General features: G+C 51.5%; 7 protein-coding genes and 1 pseudogene. 5 read left to right on the forward strand and 3 right to left on the reverse strand.

Annotation, left to right across the window (positions count from 1 at the left end; all coding sequences use genetic code 11):
• Together NXT01_RS06885 and NXT01_RS06890 are read left to right on the forward strand one after the other, a co-directional pair.
• A pseudogene (locus tag NXT01_RS06885) lies at nt 1-907 on the forward strand (hypothetical protein); the annotation flags it as partial.
• A gap of 504 nt (nt 908-1,411) precedes the next feature.
• Nucleotides 1,412-1,666, forward strand: a complete 255-nt coding sequence (locus NXT01_RS06890) for a hypothetical protein (RefSeq protein WP_259079006.1) — start codon at nt 1,412-1,414, stop codon at nt 1,664-1,666.
• 241 nt (nt 1,667-1,907) lie between these two features.
• Here the strand turns inward: NXT01_RS06890 and NXT01_RS06895 are convergent, their stop codons facing one another.
• A complete protein-coding gene (locus NXT01_RS06895) occupies nt 1,908-3,443 on the reverse strand; it encodes a PTS ascorbate transporter subunit IIC (protein ID WP_259079007.1) in 1,536 nt (511 codons plus the stop codon).
• Nucleotides 3,444-3,452: 9 nt separating this feature from the next.
• On the reverse strand, nt 3,453-4,283 hold the full coding sequence (locus NXT01_RS06900) for a PTS sugar transporter subunit IIA (protein WP_259079008.1): 831 nt from the start codon (nt 4,281-4,283) through the stop codon (nt 3,453-3,455).
• 339 nt (nt 4,284-4,622) lie between these two features.
• Here NXT01_RS06900 and NXT01_RS06905 point away from each other — a divergent pair, with 339 nt between their 5' ends.
• Nucleotides 4,623-7,475 (forward strand): DEAD/DEAH box helicase, encoded by a 2,853-nt coding sequence (locus NXT01_RS06905; protein ID WP_259079009.1) that lies wholly within the window; start codon nt 4,623-4,625, stop codon nt 7,473-7,475.
• Between the two features lie 36 nt (nt 7,476-7,511).
• A complete protein-coding gene (locus NXT01_RS06910; RefSeq protein WP_259079010.1) occupies nt 7,512-11,999 on the forward strand; it encodes a class I SAM-dependent DNA methyltransferase in 4,488 nt (1,495 codons plus the stop codon).
• A gap of 782 nt (nt 12,000-12,781) precedes the next feature.
• Here the strand turns inward: NXT01_RS06910 and NXT01_RS06915 are convergent.
• Entirely contained in the window at nt 12,782-13,483 is a 702-nt protein-coding gene (locus NXT01_RS06915; protein ID WP_259079011.1) for a hypothetical protein, read from the reverse strand.
• Between the two features lie 163 nt (nt 13,484-13,646).
• Here NXT01_RS06915 and NXT01_RS06920 point away from each other — a divergent pair, with 163 nt between their 5' ends.
• Nucleotides 13,647-19,850: a DEAD/DEAH box helicase gene (locus NXT01_RS06920; RefSeq protein ID WP_259079012.1), complete on the forward strand. Its 6,204-nt coding sequence runs from the start codon at nt 13,647-13,649 to the stop codon at nt 19,848-19,850.

Genomic DNA, 19,850 nt, shown 5'->3' on the forward strand with positions numbered 1-19,850 from the left:
CCTCACTAATTCCCCAACCACCAGTGCACGTTTCGATACACCAACTGGATCAGAAACCATAAGCAACGCATCCATGGCAACTGCTGGTGGTGATAACCCGCATGCCACCGATCACCACACACTCGGGCTAAGTAACCCACATAACCCCACCACCATTAACACCCACCAAGCAAGTACCACCCTCACTTCCCCTCACGGGGCAGGCCTTGCTGGGGCAGGGGCCTCGCCAATGACCACCACCGCAGCAACAACCACCACACACACTAGTTTTGCCACCGGTGGTGGTCTCCCACCACATGCGTATGCAACACTAACAGGTAAAAATCCCACCACTACCAGTACTCCTTATAGTGGTCTTGGAACCGGAGGGGGCATCGGTGACCGTGGGGTTTTAGGTGCAAACGCCCAAGATCATTCCTCCCTCAACTCCCGCTCGCGTTTATTAGGTTCTAAAAATGGGACTGGTTATATCGGTCACCGCACAACTGGTGGCCGCAACAGCACTACCTCAGGTGACGTGGCTCGTCGTGGTGGTGCGTTTGCCGACAATGGTCTCAACCAGCGGGGCACTCCTCGGGGTTCTTCTCCTGGTGTGCACGGGCTAGGGGGTACTGGTGGTGTGGGGTCGAACGGTCCGGATGGGTCGTCGGGGACTTCCCGCGGATTGAATTCCTCCGGTGGGGCGGGTTCGAGTGGGGCGGGTTCGTCTCAGTCGGGTTCTCAAGGGCGTGGGTTTGTTCCGATGATGAATCAGGCCCAGCCTGGTGAGGATCAAGGGCGGAAGCAGAAGCGTCGGATTAGTAATCCGGTTGAGCGTGAGGGGAACCTTCGGGATCTTCTTGGTGATCCCCCGGTTGTGATCCCTAAGGTAATCGGTGGGTGGATCAGAGACGAGGACACCAACTAACACCAACCAGACAATATTTTCCGATCCCTAAGTATCACCCAAATTCGCGCACCCCAATTGGTATCAGCAACATACACACGGGCTCAGTCGACTAGCGCCGACGAGTTGTGAAACCGCGTAATTTACACCTCCTTGAGGCCAGGCGTTCTAGTACCAACAAAACTCTTCGTCACCGACGATTCTCGCTCGGCTATGAGGTTTCGCCATAACCAGCTCTCTAGCGAGTTTTTCAAAAACTCATATGACTGGATGGAACCTGTCCATCCCTTGGCTGTTATCAAATGGATCAGAAGAATCCCTTTTTACGAATGGTAGATACTGCCGATTATTCTGGTGCCTACAGGTGCGCACCTACAGCCAGCCTTCATCGTCCCATCATGAGAGAACTCATTAGTTTGATCAGCACCGAACGAGGAAGGGAACCTTCCACTTGCGGGTGATTCATCTTTCCAGCGTAGAAAGTAAAGTAACCGAAACCTTCCCCACGCTCATATACTAAAGAGAATGTATTTCTTCATCAGCCTCACCGCAAATCTTGTAGGGGCAATTTTTGCGGGAGTGCAATTTGCCCGAATCTGCACCAGTCTCACCGATGGAGGAGATAAAGATAGTGATCTCCCCCTCCTCCTGGCTTACGCACTCCTAGCCTTTAATATTCCATTTTTGAGCCCAGTGTCACAGAACTCAGAGGCCACAGTTTCGTTATTTATTACCCTCACTGCTATTTCTACGCTTGTGGTGAGTCGCTCAACAAAATAGACGTCACTGGGCATGGCGTTTACCCAATATTCGCAGAACTATCTCACTTTAGGACTCGGCAGTCTCAGCAGGCAATCGAGCCCAGTCTCGAGAACCGAGGTATTCAAGTCCTCAGCGCCTCGACTTTTAACAAAGGTTCGCGGCCAGAAGCAAAGAGTTACAGTTAACGAGAGTTCAACCAACTGTGTGAGCTAAATTTCGCCGTCTCCTACGGATTCTGCTATTGACCAGTTGCGCTAACCTATGACACGATATCTGCTGCCTGCGGTGGGCGTGGGGCTCCTTCCGGTGGCAGTACCTTGGGGTAGTTCTTTACTGATATTGGGCGTCCAGATTGCACTGCCTTAGCGTCGCTTTCTTGCTTGACTAGCGAAACGTTTTCGACAAAGCGCTTTTGTACTACGAGTGCAGCCACAAAAATTGAAGCATAAACAATAAGAACAACGAGTACAGCTGGGACTAATGACAATCTTGCAGCCGAGCCAATAAATAGGCCAAACCAACCGAAGTCAGCATCTCCAAAAGTGGTATTTTCACCACCGAACTCTCCCAAGACGCCCAACAGCAGTGATGGCAGGAAGGTGATAATTAAGCCATTGGCGAAGGCACCAAGCATTGCTCCCCGGCGACCTCCAGTAGCGTTACCGTAAACGCCTGCGGCACCACCCGTGAAAAAATGGGGAACGAGGCCCGGCAGAATGAGAACGAGACCGAATGCGGGATGCAGCCAGATGGATAATATTCCTAAGCCAATGAGTCCGCCTAGGAAAGAGAAGATGAAGCCTAGGAGAACAGCATTTTGTGCATAAGGGAAAACGATCGGGCAGTCTAGAGCTGGGATAGCGCCAGGCACGACCTTCGCTGCGATACCCTGGAATGCTGGAACAAGTTCACCTAAAACGGTGCGAACGCCGAATAGGATGACTGCTACTGCCACACCGAATTGAAGACCCTGAGTAAAGGATTGAACAATATAATTCCCCACTGAAGTTGCACCATTAGGGAAGGCGGTAAATGCCTCTTCAGTGCCTGCACGGGCAATGAACAGGAGCGCTAGGATAATATACATGAGCGCCATTGAGAGAGCCGTGGATACCATCGAGTCTCGAAGGAAACGCAGGCCCTCTGGTAATTTCATGTCCTCGGTTGAGCGACTATTTTTTCCTACGGCTTTGCCAATTGCACCAGCGGCAATATAGCCTGCAGTACCAAAATGACCAATAGCAATAGAGTCGTCGCCAGTAATCTTCCTGGTAAAGGGATGTGCGAATGCCGGCAACGTAACCATAAGGATTGCTAGGCCTAGAGAGCCCACCGACACAACCAGCCACGTAGACCACCCCGCTGTAGCAAAGATGATAGTCACCATCGTGGCCATGAACAGTACGTGGTGCCCAGTGAGAAATACGTAGCGAAGTCTCGTTAGCCTTGCTAGTAGGAGCGAGATAGCGAAACCGAGGATCATGATCCATGCGACTTGCGCACCGTACTTTGCCTGCGCAATACCGGCGATGGCTTCGTTTGTAGGAACGACGCCTTGAGCGCCAGTTGCCCCGGCAATCATAGTTCCCAGTGGCTCCAAAGAATCGACTACCAATCCCGCGCCACCACCAATGAGGAAGAATCCCAAAGTAGCCTTAATTGCGCCACCAATAACCTGTCCTACTGGACGCTTCATGGCAGACAAGCCAATTGCAGTGATGATACCAATTAGGAAGGCGGGAGCTGAAAGAATTTCGTTAACCAGAAACGAGGGAATACTCGTAATAATTTCCATGAGAAGCTCCTAATCTACGGCGTAAATGCTACGAAGGGCGGCATCGATTTCAGGCAAAGACGTGAAGTTATTGATAATTCGAATAGGTATACCCAGATCACCTAGAGTTTGAGCAATTGCACCAGAGGTTAGAATCGCGTCTGCATCTTTAGCTTTGCCCTTTGCAGAAATTGTATCTGTTGCCTCTACTGTGAGATACCGAGACCAGCCCCAAATACTAAGTAATTCATCTAAAGAACTCTTAAGAAAAAGCGAAGTTCCCAAGCCATTGCCACATACGGTGAGAACCTTGCCAGTAGAAGGAACAGCGTCCTCAGCTAGTGATTTATCCTCTTTACTGTGGATGTCAGATTCAGCGGGCTTAGTAAGTTTCTGGGGCTTGGGTACTGAATCTGCTACGTGACATACAGACACAAACTCTTCTGCACTGCCCGCGGCCAGGAGCCGTCTCTTCTTTTCTGGTTCAGAGATGATCCGCGCTATTTCTTTCATAGCCTGCATATGTTGCACGCTGTCAACTGCTGCCATTGCAAAAACCAACGTCACAGGGTCGTTGCTCTCGTGACCAAATCTAACAGGGTGGGCCAGCCTAACTGCTGAAAACGCTGTTGCCTTGACCTCCTGACTAGGCCTAGCATGCGCCAACGCAAAGCCTGGCGCTAGCACAATATAGGGACCTTGTTCCTGAACGGTTCGCACCATGTCTCGGGTATAAACGCTGGTACTCATTCCGTCTCTTTCGAGCAGTTTTCCAGCTTCGATAATCGCATTTTCCCAAGTATCCACCTCTATATCAAGAGTTACCCTACTGGGTGGAAGTAATTCCGATAATGTACTCATGCTTATTACGTTATCGATTAGCAACCTGTTCGAATGAGACTTTCCAGGTGATTCTCACCTCACATTGAATGCCTTTCAAGGCGAGGAGTTGAGGAATTTTGCTAGGCCGAAGGGAAAATTGGTCACGTTATTGTGTACGCACTCTAAGGTGCCAGCGTGCCAACCTCTCAGCGAATTCTTTTCTCAGCTGTCGTCAACCTCCGGACTATCATCCTCTAGGCAAATAAGAATTATTGCCATATGCAACTCACCTCCGCCATCGAGGAAAGAGAATGGTGAAGTTTTTATATCAAGCCCTGCCTGCAACCTGATGGCAGCAAATTCCGATACTCTAAACTCATGACTCCTGACCGCGCACCTACTGTTCAACAACCAGCAACGTCTTTACAGGATGCAGCCCAGTTAGCACCAGGCTTAATCGTTGAGGTCCGCGATGAAGAGTGGTTAGTCACCGGCGTGACCCGCGCGGTTGATGGCTGGAAGATTAAGGCGCGCGGTTTGACTGAGTACGTGCGCGATAGTGTAGCCACCTTCTATTCTGCAATTGATAATATTCAGGTCTTCGATCCCACGCAGGTGGAGGTCGTCTCAGATAGTTCCCCGCAGTATCGCCATTCCCGCCTCTGGCTAGAAACCACGCTACGCAATACTCCGGTGCCGCTCTATCAGGAAGAATTATCCGTGGCCCCCAAGATGCTGGTTGATCTCCTGCCCTACCAACTATCAGCAGTAAAGAAGGCCTTGTCGGAGAAGAATATTCGCCCCCGCGTCCTGTTAGCGGACGCGGTGGGGCTAGGAAAGACCCTAGAGATCGGTATGATTCTGGCAGAGCTCATCCGTCGCGGTCGCGGGGATAGAATCCTAGTTGTTACCCCTAAAAGTGTGCTGGAGCAGTTTCAGCAGGAAATGTGGACACGGTTTTCCATACCTTTAGTACGCTTGGATTCTCAGGGCATCCAAAAGGTTCGCCAGAAGCTACCAGCTTCGCGAAACCCTTTTACTTTCTTTCCTAGGGTGATTGTTTCTATTGACACCCTAAAATCGCCGAAGTATCGCTCGCAGTTAGCAAAAGTTACTTGGGATGCGGTGGTCATCGATGAGATTCACAACGCGACGAACGCCGGAACGCAGAATAATCAACTGGCCCGCACCCTAGCCCCCACCACGGAGTCACTCATCTTAGCTTCAGCCACCCCGCACAACGGGGACCCAGAATCGTTCAAGGAGATTCTACGGCTCCTGGATCCCACATCGGTGTTGCCAGATGGCTCCATTGACGTAACCGCTGCTCAGCGTCTGATTATCCGCCGACATCGTCATTCGGAAGAAGTATCAGAAATCGTAGGCCAACGCTGGGCCACCCGTGAGGAACCTAGGAATATCATCATCGACCCTTCGGAGCAGGAGCTTGCCGTTGCGCGGGAGCTGGAGATCGCGTGGATCAACCCTCAACACGGCACGCCGTGCCAAGATCGACTCTTTCCCTGGACTCTACTCAAAGCTTTCTTGTCCTCTCCAGCGGCGCTGCAAGAAACCGTCGACTCGCGAAGAGAGCGCGTCAAAAACACGCAGGAGCGCACAGCCTTGGAAAAACTGGAGGCTCTCGCCGCTGAGCTCACCCCAGAGACAAGTGAGAAGTACAATGCGCTGGTTAATTATCTGCAAGAGATTGGCATTAAGAAGAATTCGCCTACTCGCGTAGTGGTCTTCTCCGAGCGCGTTGCCACCTTAAAGTGGCTGCAGGAGAATCTGACCAAGCACCTCAGACTCAGCAAGGGTGCAGTAGCTATCATGCACGGCGGACTTAGTGATGTTGAGCAGATGGAGATCATTGATAGTTTCAAGCGTGAAGATTCTCCCATCCGGGTTTTGGTCACTGGTGACGTAGCCTCTGAGGGTGTGAATCTGCATACACAGTGCCATCACTTAGTACATTTCGACATCCCTTGGTCACTTATCCGCATTCAGCAGCGCAACGGCAGGATCGATCGCTACGGCCAAGAACACTCACCGGAAATTATTTCACTCCTTCTCGACACGGGCGCACAAGCGGAGGGCCTTGGAGATCTTCGGGTGCTGGCTAAACTCATCGAACGTGAACATACCGCGCACCAGATTCTTGGCGACGCCGCCAGTCTCATGGGCAAACACTCCATTAGCGGTGAGGAAGATGAAATTCGCAAAGTCCTCCAAGGCGTGCGGGAATTTGACGAGGTAGTGCGCTCCCCCGACGCCGTCCGCGAAGGAACCTCCGATTCCATCGACGAGTTCCTCGCCCTTCTCAACTCCGACGAGGAAGAAGCTGTTGAATACTCGGAAATTGGAAGTCTCTATACCTCCGAAGCCAGTTATCTTCTCGACGCCATCGCGGAAGCTTTTACAGACCCCCGAGCCAGCAGACGCGGTGGCGGTATTGACCTGGTCGAGCACAAAAATGACATCGTTGAATTTTCTCCACCCACGGACCTACAGCGCCGGCTCGACTTCCTGCCGCAAGATTACGTGGATTACCGGCGAGTATATGAGAAGCTTTCGCTAGCCACCTCCGCCGAGCGTGGTAACCAGTTGTTGCAGGCCGCACGTCAAGGTAATTCTGAAAAATCTTGGCCAACCGCGGTGTTCTTGGGACCTCTCAATCCAGCCACGAGCTGGGCGGCAGACCGCGCGTTGTCCTCGATGTCCCGGCGCGAAATTCCAGCCATTACTGGAAATGTTGAAAGCCCCACGGTCTTCCTTATCGGTACATTGACCAATAGTCGTGGCCAAATCGTCTCGTGCACCTACCTAGCAGCGAGCCAAAGCAGCTGGGGAATTGTTTCCTCTGAGGTGCTCTCCGATCCAGTTGCATGGTTGAAATCGGCCGGCTTGGGAATGGATGCTATCAACCCCAATTCCACCCAAGTTCCAGAGGATATTCAGGATCTTATCCTCGCCGCCGTGGAAGCCGCTCGGAGTCAGGTTGAGATGACCAAACAAGCAGCTCAGGCCTCTGCTGAGGCGCGCATTTCTCAGTGGAATGCGCGCGCGACACGTTGGGAAAACCAGCGTGCAGGCGCATCCCCGAACTCTCGTGCTGTGAAGCAGGGCGCTCCCATGATCGAGGCTGAGCGAAAGCTCATTCCGGATTTAGAGCCCGATCGATCGCTGATTCGCCCGCTACTGATTATTATCCCGTCCACTACTGCCCCATAGACCTCCCGCGTTCACATATCTTTTAGGAAATATCACATGGCTGCTTTTGACTCGATCATCAACGTTGAAGAATGGATCAGCGATCATTATTTCGTCTCTGATGAGAAACAATCCTTCGGTAAGCGGGTAGCTGATAGACACAAAGAGTGGAAACGGGAGGCTGATATAAGCGCTCAGCACTCTAGCCCGTGGACTCGTTTTCACTCAGCTCGCGAAGAGCTCCAACTAGCACTAGCAACAGTGGAGCGAGGCAATCATGACAAAGTCCGAGACCTCAATAGCTCGATCGCCAGGGCTTTGGGTTACCCACACTTAGCTGAGGTGGAGGTTGAACACGCAGGTGAGACAACTCGTTTCCCTGGTTGTGTTGCCCACGAGGGTGGCTATGCGGTCATCGCATCGGAACCGGTCCACGATATCTACGGTCTTGCCGAAGCCTCCCCCGCCGGAGCGGTGACCGTCTCGGACAAGGATGTAAAGGTTAGCACCCATAAGTTGGTGGGGCAGGTGTTCCTTTCTGATAGTGCACCAGAGTTTATTGTCATTCTCGCTGGGGGCTTTGTATTCCTTGCGGAACGCGATACCTGGGCTTTGGGACGTTTCGTTGGCATCGACTTAGCTCTTGCTATTGAGCGAAATGACGCTAGAGCTAAGGGAGAAATGCAGCGTATTGCCGTTATTATGTCGCGGGAGAATATTGAGCGCGCAGCGGATGGAATAACGTGGTGGTCCGAGACCATCGCAGAATCACGCGATCATGCGGTCAAGGTTTCCGATGGTCTGCGTGAGTCCATTAAACAGTCCATTGAGCTAATCGGCAACGATGTACTTAAGCGTTCTGCGGCCCAGGGAATGATCGAGGACCCAAATGACATAAACGGTAATGAGCTAGCGAAGCAGTCTTTGCATTACCTCTACCGCATTTTGTTCCTACTATTCGCGGAGGCCTCACCGGAACTGGAAATCTTGCCCACTGGGACAACGGAGTACGACGAAGGATACGGACTCAGTCGCCTGCGGGATCGGATTCTTACTCCGCCAGTTTCTGAGCGCGCCCAAAACGGCACGCACCTCTACCAATCTCTGCAGCTACTCTTTGATCTGGTGGATAAAGGGCACAACCCTTTGGCTTTCGCAGACTCTCCTGCCGCTGACGGCGCGGATCACGGTTTAGTTTTCCGCAATCTGTCCGCAGACCTCTTTCAGCCAAGCGCAACCTCCCTTATCGATCGCTGCCAATTATCAAACGCAACCCTGCACCAGGTGCTCGAGTATCTTCTACTCTCTCCAGAGCGCAAGGGACGCGATAGAGGCTTTATCTCATATGCAACTCTGGGCGTCACGGAATTGGGTCAGGTCTATGAAGGTCTAATGTCCTTTACTGGTTCTATCGCTCAAGAAGATTCCGTAGAGGTTGCTCCCAAAGGAGATCCCACAAAGGGATCGTGGGTGGTCCCAGAGCGGCTTACCGATGATTTACCGCTCGATTGCTTTGTCAAGATTGAGCAGGAAATGGGAGAAGGAGGGACCAACTGGATTCATAAGCGCTACCCCAAAGGTTCCTTTGTTTACCGGCAATCGGCACGCGATCGCGAACGCACAGCATCGTTCTATACACCAGAGGTTCTCACCTCTTTTACTGTTGGGCAAGCTATTGAGGAACTTAAAGTCTCGGGCAGAATTTCTAAAGCAGATGATCTCCTTGCGCTGACCATTTGCGAGCCCGCTATTGGCTCCGGCGCGTTCGTAGCCGAGGCAGTGCGCCAACTGGCTGAACTCTACCTACGCATGAAGCAGGAAGAATTAGGCCAGGAAATCGAGCCCGAGAACCGGATTGCTGAGCTCCAACGGGTCAAAGCGTATATTGCGCTGCACTGCGTCTACGGTGTGGATCTTAATGCTACCGGCGTTGAACTATCAGAGATCACCCTGTGGCTCGACACCATGACCGCAGACTTAAAAGCCCCATGGTTTGGTCTGCATCTACGACACGGCAATTCACTAGTGGGCTCCCGTCGCGCCACCTACTCATTCAAGGAAGTAGAGCTCAAAGCATATTTAAACTCCGCGCCCCAGCTCCATAAGCTGAAAGATTTAGCAGATAACTCGATTCCTAACTCCACTTCAGGCCGCATCCACCACTTCCTCCTTCCATCAGCGGGCTGGGGTGCAACTGCCGAAGCCAAAGACGTCAAGGATTTGGTACCTGACGAAATCAGGTGGCTCAAAACCTGGCGGAGACACAACAAACTGAAACTCACCAAAAAACACATAAAAAGCCTCAAAGACCTCGCACTACGTACGGAGGTTTTGTGGAAATTTGCTCTCACCCGCCTGCAAATTTCTGAAGCTCAAATCCGCCGCAATATTAAGGTATGGGGACGAGATTTCCCACCAGCCGCTCACTCTGTCACCCGCGCCCAAATTGAAAAGGAACTTTTTGGCAACCTTGATGGCGCCTATCAACGCCTGCGTCTGGTTATGGATGCGTGGAATGCTCTCTGGTTCTGGCCGTTGCAATCAGTTGAGGAAAACGCAACAAACCTTCCCACCATCGATGAGTGGATCGACTTCCTACACGCCACTTTAGGCATTACCCTCGAAGTTAAAAACGGATCACTCGACCAGTACCACATTGGTGAGAACCCCACGTGGGCAGAACTCAACGAAGCCGAAGAATTTGACCTCTTTGTTGCGGGAGCTAAAGCTCGAGATCAGCTCCTGATCGAATTCCCCTGGCTGAATACCCTCATTAACATTGCCTCGAAACAAGCATTCTTCCATTGGGATCTCGATTTTGCAGTGGTGATGGCGCGCGGCGGATTTGATTTCCAGGTAGGAAATCCTCCATGGGTACGCCCTACAAACAATGTTGATGGGCTCCTGGCCGAACATGATCCCTGGTTCACCTTGGCTCATAAACCATCCCAAGCTACAAAGAAGGCCAAGCGGGGAGATTTGCTTATGCACAATGCTCCAAAAAATACCCTCATTCAGGGAGTTGCTGAAACGGTAGCACTATCCGCTTTCATTGGAGATATCACTCAGTACCCTTATTTAAAAAATCAACAACCCGACCTCTACCGGGCTTTCATCTCCCAAACGTGGGCCAATACGCATTCGGAAGGCGTTATTTCTCTCATACATCCGGAATCTCTTTTCACTGAAAAAAAAGCTGCCCCCTTAAGACGTGAGGCCTATCGGCGTTTGCGTCGCCACTGGCAAATACACAATGAGTTGCAGCTATTCGAACATAACGCCCACCAACTTATCTATAGCATAAACGTCTACTCCGCTTCTCGAGCGGAACCGTTCTTTCTTTCTGCATCCAATCTCTATCATCCCCAAACAGTCGTCGACTCTTTATATCACGATGGAACTGGAGAGCTACCAGGCCTAAAAGATGAAGATAATAACTGGGACCGCCGACCCCACGCGGACAGAATCATCAGGGTGGACCTCGACGAACTTAAGACGTGGCACTCAATCTTGGAGGACGAATTAACTCCGCTGCTGGATACTCGTATGGTGTTCAATGTTAATAGCAAAATCGCTATAATCTTGGGAAAACTCGCACACGCTCCCCGGATGAAAGAGCTAGATCTAAAATTCTCTCAAGGATGGCATGAAACCGCCGCTAAAAAGAGCGGTCTTTTCGATACCGGATGGGCTAAACCGACAATATGGGACGATGTCATTCTCCAGGGTCCCCACTTGGGAGTGTCTACGCCCATGATTAAACAGCCCAATCCCACGCTAAAAAGTAATGCGGACTGGTCACCGGTGGATCTTGAGTCAATGGAACCTGATTTTATACCCGCTACTGGGTACCAGCGAAAAGCCGATAATGAATATTATGTCAACAAATATGGAACCTGGACCATCGACGATCAAGAAATCCCCATCGCCCGCACCTATCGAGTAGCCTGGCGAACGATGGCTGCAACAACTGGCTACAGAACTCTCTATCCAGCAATCATTCCACCTGGATCATGCCACGTGTTCACGATTACCAGTTGTTTTGACCCGAATAGTTTTTTTAGCATATGCCTCATTGGAGGATGCTTATCTTCTCTTATCCTCGATTTCTACGTGAGAAGTACAGGAGCCACCCACTTGCTACCTTCAGTAGTCGCACCACTCCCGCGAGTGCGGAGGGAGGATGCTCTTTCCCAAAAGATCGTTTCGCGGTACTTAAAACTTAACTGCATAACCGATGCCTATTCGGATATTTGGAGAGATGTCACCGGAACTGAATGGGACCTGAGTGTTGCCATTCGTAACGCGCGGAAGAGAGAAGAAACACAGGCAGAAATCGATGCACTAGTAGCAATCGCACTCGGTGTGACTTTGGAGGACCTTGTTACCATCTATAGAAGCCAGTTCCCGGTTATGAAGAAATACGACCAGCAGCGGCAATATGACGACGCAGGTGATTTGATAACCCATAAGGAAATTATTGGACAGCCCTTCGACCGTGTTGCGGTGTGGGAGAGTATATACGAGAGCAAGGGCAGATCCTGATTTATCTCTACCCTCTAATTGATTGTGACTCGGATTCAGAGTTTTCAAATTGGTCATAGACCTGCGTATAGATAGCCTCGCGATTAATATGCCGCAACGGGATTTCCAAAGAGTGCTCATCTCTCGACCGAGAATGAGTGAAGATAAAAGCTCTTCCATTGGAGGCTTCTGGTAGTTTCTTCGTGACCAATCTACCGTGACTATCAAAGAGGCGTTCTCTATCATATCTACGCATGACTGGAAACTGACTTCGATAAATAACAAGTAGCTCCTCCAGGGAAACTCCGAGGGAGATTGCTACTAGCGCATCGATTTCGGCCTGTGTTTCTTCCCTCTCTTGAGCTCTACGGAGTGCAACACTCGGGTCCCATTCAGTTCCGGTGACATCTCTCCAAATATCCGAATAGGCATCGGTTATGCAATTAAGTTTTAAGTACCGTAGGACAATTTCAGACGCTAGAGGATCTTTCCGGTTTACGCGCGGCAAGCTCTGGACTGTTTCTGGTGACAAGTGTGTTCCTCCTAGTGCTCGAATGAAGAAATCTAGGATGAGAGAAGAAAGAGTGCCTCCCACTAGGCAAAGCGTTTCCCAGTTGAAGGGAATCGCACAGCTGTTCACGGCATGTACATGACAGGCTCCGGGTGGGATTATCGCTGGATACAGTGTTCGATAACCTGTGATAGCTGCCATCTCTCGCCAGGCTACTCGATAGGTGCGGGCGATGGGGATTTCTTGATCGTCGATGGTCCAGGTTCCATATTTGTTGACATAATATTCATTATTATCCCATCAGTTTCCTGGTCGACTCATAGAAATCTGTGAGCGCGCCTTCACGATCAAAAGTCCCAAAGGGCGGCTGTAAGGCGAATGTCTCTCCTGACTGTGGGTGCGTCCAGGTTAGATTTGCAGCTGATGGGTGCTCTTGGCAGGCCTTCGCTATATCCTTAGGTACAGCGCGACCATTGCGATCGTATAAATTTTCGCGATCATATCGCCGCATAACTGGGAATTGGGAACGGTAAATGACTACCAAATCTTCCACGTCAAGACCCATGGCTATGCCTACTAGAGCGTCTATTTCCGTTTGCAGCTGTAATCGCTTTTGAGCGACTCTTACTGGCGTATCTGGCGACCAATGTTTTCCTATGCACGCTTCCCACAATTCGGCGTACGCCTCTGTTAAGGCGCATAGACGCAAGTACCGTTCCACCAACATCCAGGAGATTTGGGGATCGGTCACTGTAGGAAGACTTTCCACGGTCGAGCCGAAAATATTGGCTGTCCCAATAGCTCTGAGAACAAAATCACAAGGAAAACTACTCATCACGGCGCCGGCAACCGCAAGCATCTCGAGATTGGGGTGCGTGAACGACAGAACTCCATGGACGTGCTTCGCGCCCGGCGGAATGATAGCGGGATACAGGGTTCTATAACCAGTTGTAGCTGCCATCGCACGGATCGCAACACGGTAGACGGAGTCCATGAGTACAGGCTGCCCATCAATGACCCAGCTACCATAGGAACCAGTGACAGAATATTCATTATCAGACAGTAGTACGGTGCCCTTGCTTAATATCTCCCAGGTCGGTTCACGTGGTGAGGTATCCTGAGATAAACTAAATCGCTCTCTACTTCATGGGGTCCTCATGTCTACTCTCATTCCGGTTCACGCTGCGCATACGGTGCGCGAAGGTATAACAGAGTACCTGACTACCAGCTTCTCTTTAGCAGACAAAAACACCGCTGCACGGTTGGCTGAATTCCTCACCAACCCAGTAACAGGCATGTTCAGGGGCCCTTATGTACGCACCCGCTTACCCTATGCACCAGCAGAAGAAGAGACTCTGCTATCTGCGATTTTACCTGCGTGGTTTAAGCCCTACCGTCACCAAGCAGAGAGCTTTAGGCGGCTCAGTTCTATCGATGAAAATGGTGCGTACCGCAAGCCAGAACCCACGCTCATTGTCACAGGTACTGGCTCTGGTAAGACGGAGTCCTTTCTTTACCCCATTCTTAACCACTGCCAGCATTCCACTGCTCGCGGTGTTAAGGCGCTGATCTTATACCCAATGAACGCGCTGGCCAATGATCAGGAAGCGCGCATAGCAGAACTGCTTGATGGTAACCCAGCATTGAGGAATGTTACAGCGGGTATTTATGTTGGTGATAGTGATGGCAGACCAAAAAAAATGTCCAAGAATCGGCTCATCGCTGACCGTACCCAGCTGCAAATGAACCCACCGGATATCCTGCTCACTAACTACAAAATGTTAGATCAGCTACTGCTTCGTTCAGCTGACCAACCGATCTGGGAGCGCTCAGCCGCAACGTTGCAGTACTTGGTTCTCGATGAATTCCACACCTACGATGGTGCCCAAGGTACTGATGTGGCACTACTGCTGCGCAGGTTGGAATTAATGCTCCAGAAATTTCGCCCGCAGGATGTGGATATTCAACCCACCCCAGTAGCCACCTCCGCAACCATGGGTGCAGATGCTGATCCAGATGCCATGGTTGATTTTGCCCACACCGTATTCGGTGTCACTTTTCCTCAAGATGCGGTTGTCTCGGAAACCTCTCTAACACTCCAACAATGGCAGAAGCAGATAGCGCAGAAATTCGGGGCGCCTACCACCAGCTACCCAGTGGTCACCGCACAATTAATCAGGTCGATTAATGCTGAGATCGTAGCGCGCCAAGCAGGCGGAGAAACCGCCTACGATCATGATGTCCACGCAGTTTTGTGCGATAAGCTTTTTGGATGCTCGGAGGATATTTCAGCCGCTCTATCCGCCTATAGCCAGCACCCCTTGGTGGTCGAAGTCCTCACCCATGCCAGCGATAGCCCGGTGCCTTTGGTGGCGCGGGAGAATAGCGCTGAAATCTCACTGGTATCTTCAGTTCTAGAGCCTACTCTGCTGAGGATTTTGGGCGAAGAAGCCCACATCTTCATCACGCATCTGCTCAGCGAGATCTCCTTCCTGCGTGCGGAGTACGGTTTCGACCATAAATTCGAGGCCAAGCAACTGCCCGGTGTAGAGACCCACTTGTGGGTACGTGAAGTTTCTCGCGTTGAGCGTGCCGTTGGAATCACTGACGGTCCTATATTCCGGTGGTATGACGATGGCCCCAGCGACGACCCTCATTGGCTGCCAGCCTGCTACTGCCGCAATTGCGGCCGCAGTGGATGGATGATAGCTAAGGAAGCCGGCGATGATCAACTTATCACGCAGAGTCAGAAGATTCGTTCCATTAGTGTGGAAAAACCGCAACTTCAGCGCCCACTCATAGATGCTGAAGCGGAGGCACTAGAGGATGTGGGACGTGATACAGGAGATATAGCGAGCGTACACTGGCTTAATCTTTCCCTACCTTCGCTGAGTCGCACGAGACCGACAGACGAGGATATCGAAACCGAAGGCATTGTTCCGGTGCTGAGTTACGCCACTCGGGATGGCAGCGATGGTGATCTTGCAACGGAACAGACCTGCCCGTCCTGCGGCGAACCAGATGCTATCCGCTATTTAGGTTCATCCGTAGCCACGCTACTCTCAGTAGCATTATCGAACTACTTCGGGCAGAAGGACCTAGACGATGAAGAAAAGAAAACGCTCATCTTCACCGACTCCGTCCAAGATGCAGCTCACCGAGCGGGATTTGTGCAGTCGCGGGCGCGCGCCTTCGCATTGCGTACCTTGATGCGCAAATTGGTTGCAGATAGCGAAGTTACCTTGAATGAACTGCCAGCACTGTTAATGGAGTCTGCGAAGGACTCACCTCGTAAGCGCTATGAGCTCATCCCCTCCGAAATGGTTGACTATGACGCATTTAGGGCTTACTGGGATCCGAGCCGATCGAAAGGTACCCAGCTCCGCAACGCCAAAAACGCTGTTGAGCAGCGCTTAGCCTTCGATATCGCCCTAGAATTTGGACAACGCGCGGACTTAGCGCGCTCCCTAACTACTACTGGTGCCCTCACCGTCATGGTCGATGTCGATGATGACACGCTGCTCAGCGTGGCCCAACAAGCGCTCAATAAAACAAACCTGCAGTTACCACTCGAAGGATTCCACGACACTACACTCGTTTCCTGGGTGCGCGGAGTAGTGGAAATGATGCGGTTAAAAGGGGGCATCAACCATCCGTGGTTCAGTTCGTATCTCAAAGAGGACTGTAATCCATATCAGCTCAACAAAAGAGAGTCACTATCCAAGGGGATGACGGCTTTTGCCAGGGGAGGTTCGCCAAAGTTCCCCCGCAAGGGAATGAGTATATCCCTCAAGGACTACGGCGATATGCCACTTGGATCCCCGCAGGGCTTCTATCCTCGCTGGACCACTAAAATACTAGGGATAGGAAGTCAGGACTCCAGCCACCTCATGGTTGCACTCTTCCAGGCTCTTGCGGAGCGCGATGTTGTCAGCTCCGTTCGCACTGATACCAATGGAGAGGTGTATGCACTCGAGCCACAAACTGTCGTATTGTATGCCGAAGAGGAGCCTCAGTTCCTAGAGTGCTCGGTATGCCATGCTCGCGTCGGTGTAGGTGGCCCGGCCCGGCGCGTTTTAGAAGGATGTCCCTGCCATAACTCTGGTTGCATGGGCTCCTATGAGATTAAAACCATTGAGGATAACTACTACCGCTCGCTGTACTCCTCTACCGAGCCTCGCACGGTGGTTGCCAGAGAGCACACCAGCTTGCTGCCAACACACGAGCGCCTCGAGGTGGAAAACAACTTCAAGAAGAAGGTGGGTGAGGTACCCCAAGCCCCCAATGTTTTAGTAGCAACACCCACGCTTGAGATGGGTATTGATATCGGAGACCTTTCCTCCGTCATGCTAGCTTCCCTACCAAAGTCCGTAGCTAGCTATATTCAGCGTGTGGGTCGCGCTGGCCGCTTGACAGGAAATTCTCTCGTTATTTCAATGGTCCGGGGGCGCACCGCCACCCTTCCGCTATTGAGTACACCGTTGAATATGATCGGCGGTACCGTCGAACCACCGGCGGCGTTCTTAGGGGCTGAGGAGATTCTTAAACGTCAGTTTATTGCCTACCTCATTGAAAGCAACGGGCTTCCCAGGCTGGTTCCGGATCTCCGGTGGGGCTCTTCGGTGTTTTCGTTGTCGCATAACCGAGAAGCTGACACACTTATTGCAGTCATGGAGAAGGAGCTTACCCCGGAGATCATTGCTTCCTCCTTAGATGCCTTTTTGGGCACTATTGCTGATTGTGTTACCACCGACGTGGTCGACGAACTCAGTAGTTGGGCACAGGACGGTGGGTTGCACCTACTCCTGGAACAGGCAAGAAAAGACTGGAACAGGGATCTCGAGTTGCTGCGCGAGCGTAAAGAAGCGATCGAGAAGATTGTGCGCGAGACTGATAAGGCCGCTAATTCCGCTGCGGCAGATGCTGAAACCAGATCCCAAGATCGCAGCGCCAAGGCTAGCTTGAGACATCTGAAAAGGCAGATCGCCAGCATGGTTGAGGAATTTTGGATTTCCGCCATGGAGCGCCACGGACTTCTTCCTAACTTCACTCTGCTCGATGACTCCGTGGACTTGAATGTTCAGGTGAGCTCCCAAAATCCTAATACCCACGAATTTGACACCCATAGCAGCGAATACAGTCGTGCCGTCTCCGCTGCTTTATTCGAGCTGGCACCGGGCGCTACGTTCTATATTCAAGGAATTGCTGCCTCCATTGATAGCGTGGAAATTGGCAAAGCCGGTGAGGCCATTGAGCAGCGCCGGTTCTGCCCTAGCTGCTCCTATTCGGAATTAGAAGCATCAGAGGAGAGAAAGTCCACGGCGTGTCCGGCTTGTGGAGAGGCACGTTTCGCGGATATGAACCAAGTGCTCAACGTGGTGCAAATGCGAAAAGTGTCCGCAGAGGTCGAGCGCACGCGCTCGGCGATTACAGATAACACCGAAGACCGCCGTATAGCGAACTTTGCGCGCCTGAGCTCGTTCATCTACCAGCCGGAGGACGTTGGTAAATCGTGGTACCTCAGCTGCGGCTTCGGAGTTAAACATATTCGCAGACTAGAGCTCCATATGTTCAACCTAGGTAAGGGGCATGGTGATACACGCGTTATTGCCGGCAACGAGGTTGAAACACCATTATTTAGGGTGTGCCGATACTGTGGCCACCTCGATTCTCGCGCTGGTTCCAATAGCTGGCGCGATCATAGGCGGTGGTGTCAACACCAGAAAGCCCGCGAAGAGGAAACCGTCAGCTTTGCGCTCGCGCGGACGCTTAAAACCCAAGGTGTTCTCATTTCCCTCCCTTCCCTGCTCTCCGTTGCTGACAAAATAACCATTCCCAGCGTGACCGCCGCCCTCCTGATGGGATTCAAACTGCTGCTGCGTGGCAATCCGCATCACTTACACATCCACGAAGTGAAACTGGACAGCAATAACAGCGGACTGCTGCTCAATGATGCGGTGCCAGGCGGAACTGGTTACCTCACCCAGTTCTCCCAGCCCGAGCAAGTACGAAAGCTCCTCATGCTAGCCTGGAAACGATTGAGTACTTGTTCATGCATAGATACAGACCGCAAAGCCTGCGAAAACTGCCTGTTACCCTTTGCTGCCTTCAATGCTGACTCAGTCTCTCGGGCGGCGGCGGAATCAGCGCTGTATAAGCTCCTGCTCAACGATATGCACCCCAGCGATGATGCCGATCCTCATACAGTTGAGTGGAAACCTCATACTGAAAAACCCATGGTGCAGGAAGAATCCAAGCTAGAAGCATATTTCTTGAAAGAGTTTCTGGAGCAGCTGGAATCTAAAACTGAATTTCTTCGAGAAAAGGTGGAAGGTCGCAAGCGGGTATGGGAATTCAGGTTCAAGGGAAATCCTCATGTGTGGCGAATGCGAGGGCAATACTCCAAAAAGGGCACCATTCCGGACTTCTATCTCGATACCGATGACCCCAGCCAGCGAGACCTCGCCGTCTACCTAGACGGGGCCATGTACCACATAGGGCCGCAACACTACCGAGTAGAAGACGATATACGCAAGCGTCGCAGCCTCAAGAACCAAGAAGATATCATTAGTTGGTCCATTACCTGGAAGGACGTCGAGGAGTTTCAAAAAGAGGCCAAAGGCGAAAACCGCGATGATCCACGCTGGTTCAACCGGGGAAAGGTGGGTGTACTCGGCAAGAAGTTTACGGTGGACAGCCTCAAAATCAACTTGTTGGCAAAAGACCCTGCGACTCAGCTGTTAAATTATCTGCAAAACCCAGACGAGAAACTATGGACCACACTAGCCACCATTGCAGCAGCCATGTCAATATCACATGGCTGCGAGAAAGACGATGAACTCCTACGGTCCACAAATCTAGGTGAGGTAACGGTATGGTGGGACCAGTCCGGAAACCACCGGCTGGAACTCATAGCCCTCGATGAAATTGATAAAGAAGCATGGCGAAACTTCCTTCACCTGTCTAATTTTTTCTTCGCGAGTACTAAAGATTGCTACGTCTCTGTTAGAAGAGAATCTGAAGTTGAAGCCCTCTTGGAAGAAAAAATCGACGCTATTCCTATCGCGGAGCCAGAATCTGGAATATGGGCCGATGTGTTCAACGAATTTGCCGGAGAAGATGAATTGATCAAATCCTTAAAACTACTTGAACACCACGGGGCGCCGCTCCCTACAAGTTACGGTGAAGAGCTAGACGGCATTCCCACCGTGGCGCTATGGCAGGAAGAGAAAGTGGCGTTGCTCTACCCAGAAGATGCAGAGCTGATCGAAGACATCACAGGCCGGGGATGGTACGCGGTACTCGCGAAGCCTAAAGACACCCTGGCAGAGGTGTTTAATAACGGAATGGCTAGGTCATAA

Origin of the sequence: Corynebacterium sp. ES2775-CONJ (assembly GCF_024814515.1) — a bacterium.
GTDB lineage: Bacteria > Actinomycetota > Actinomycetes > Mycobacteriales > Mycobacteriaceae > Corynebacterium.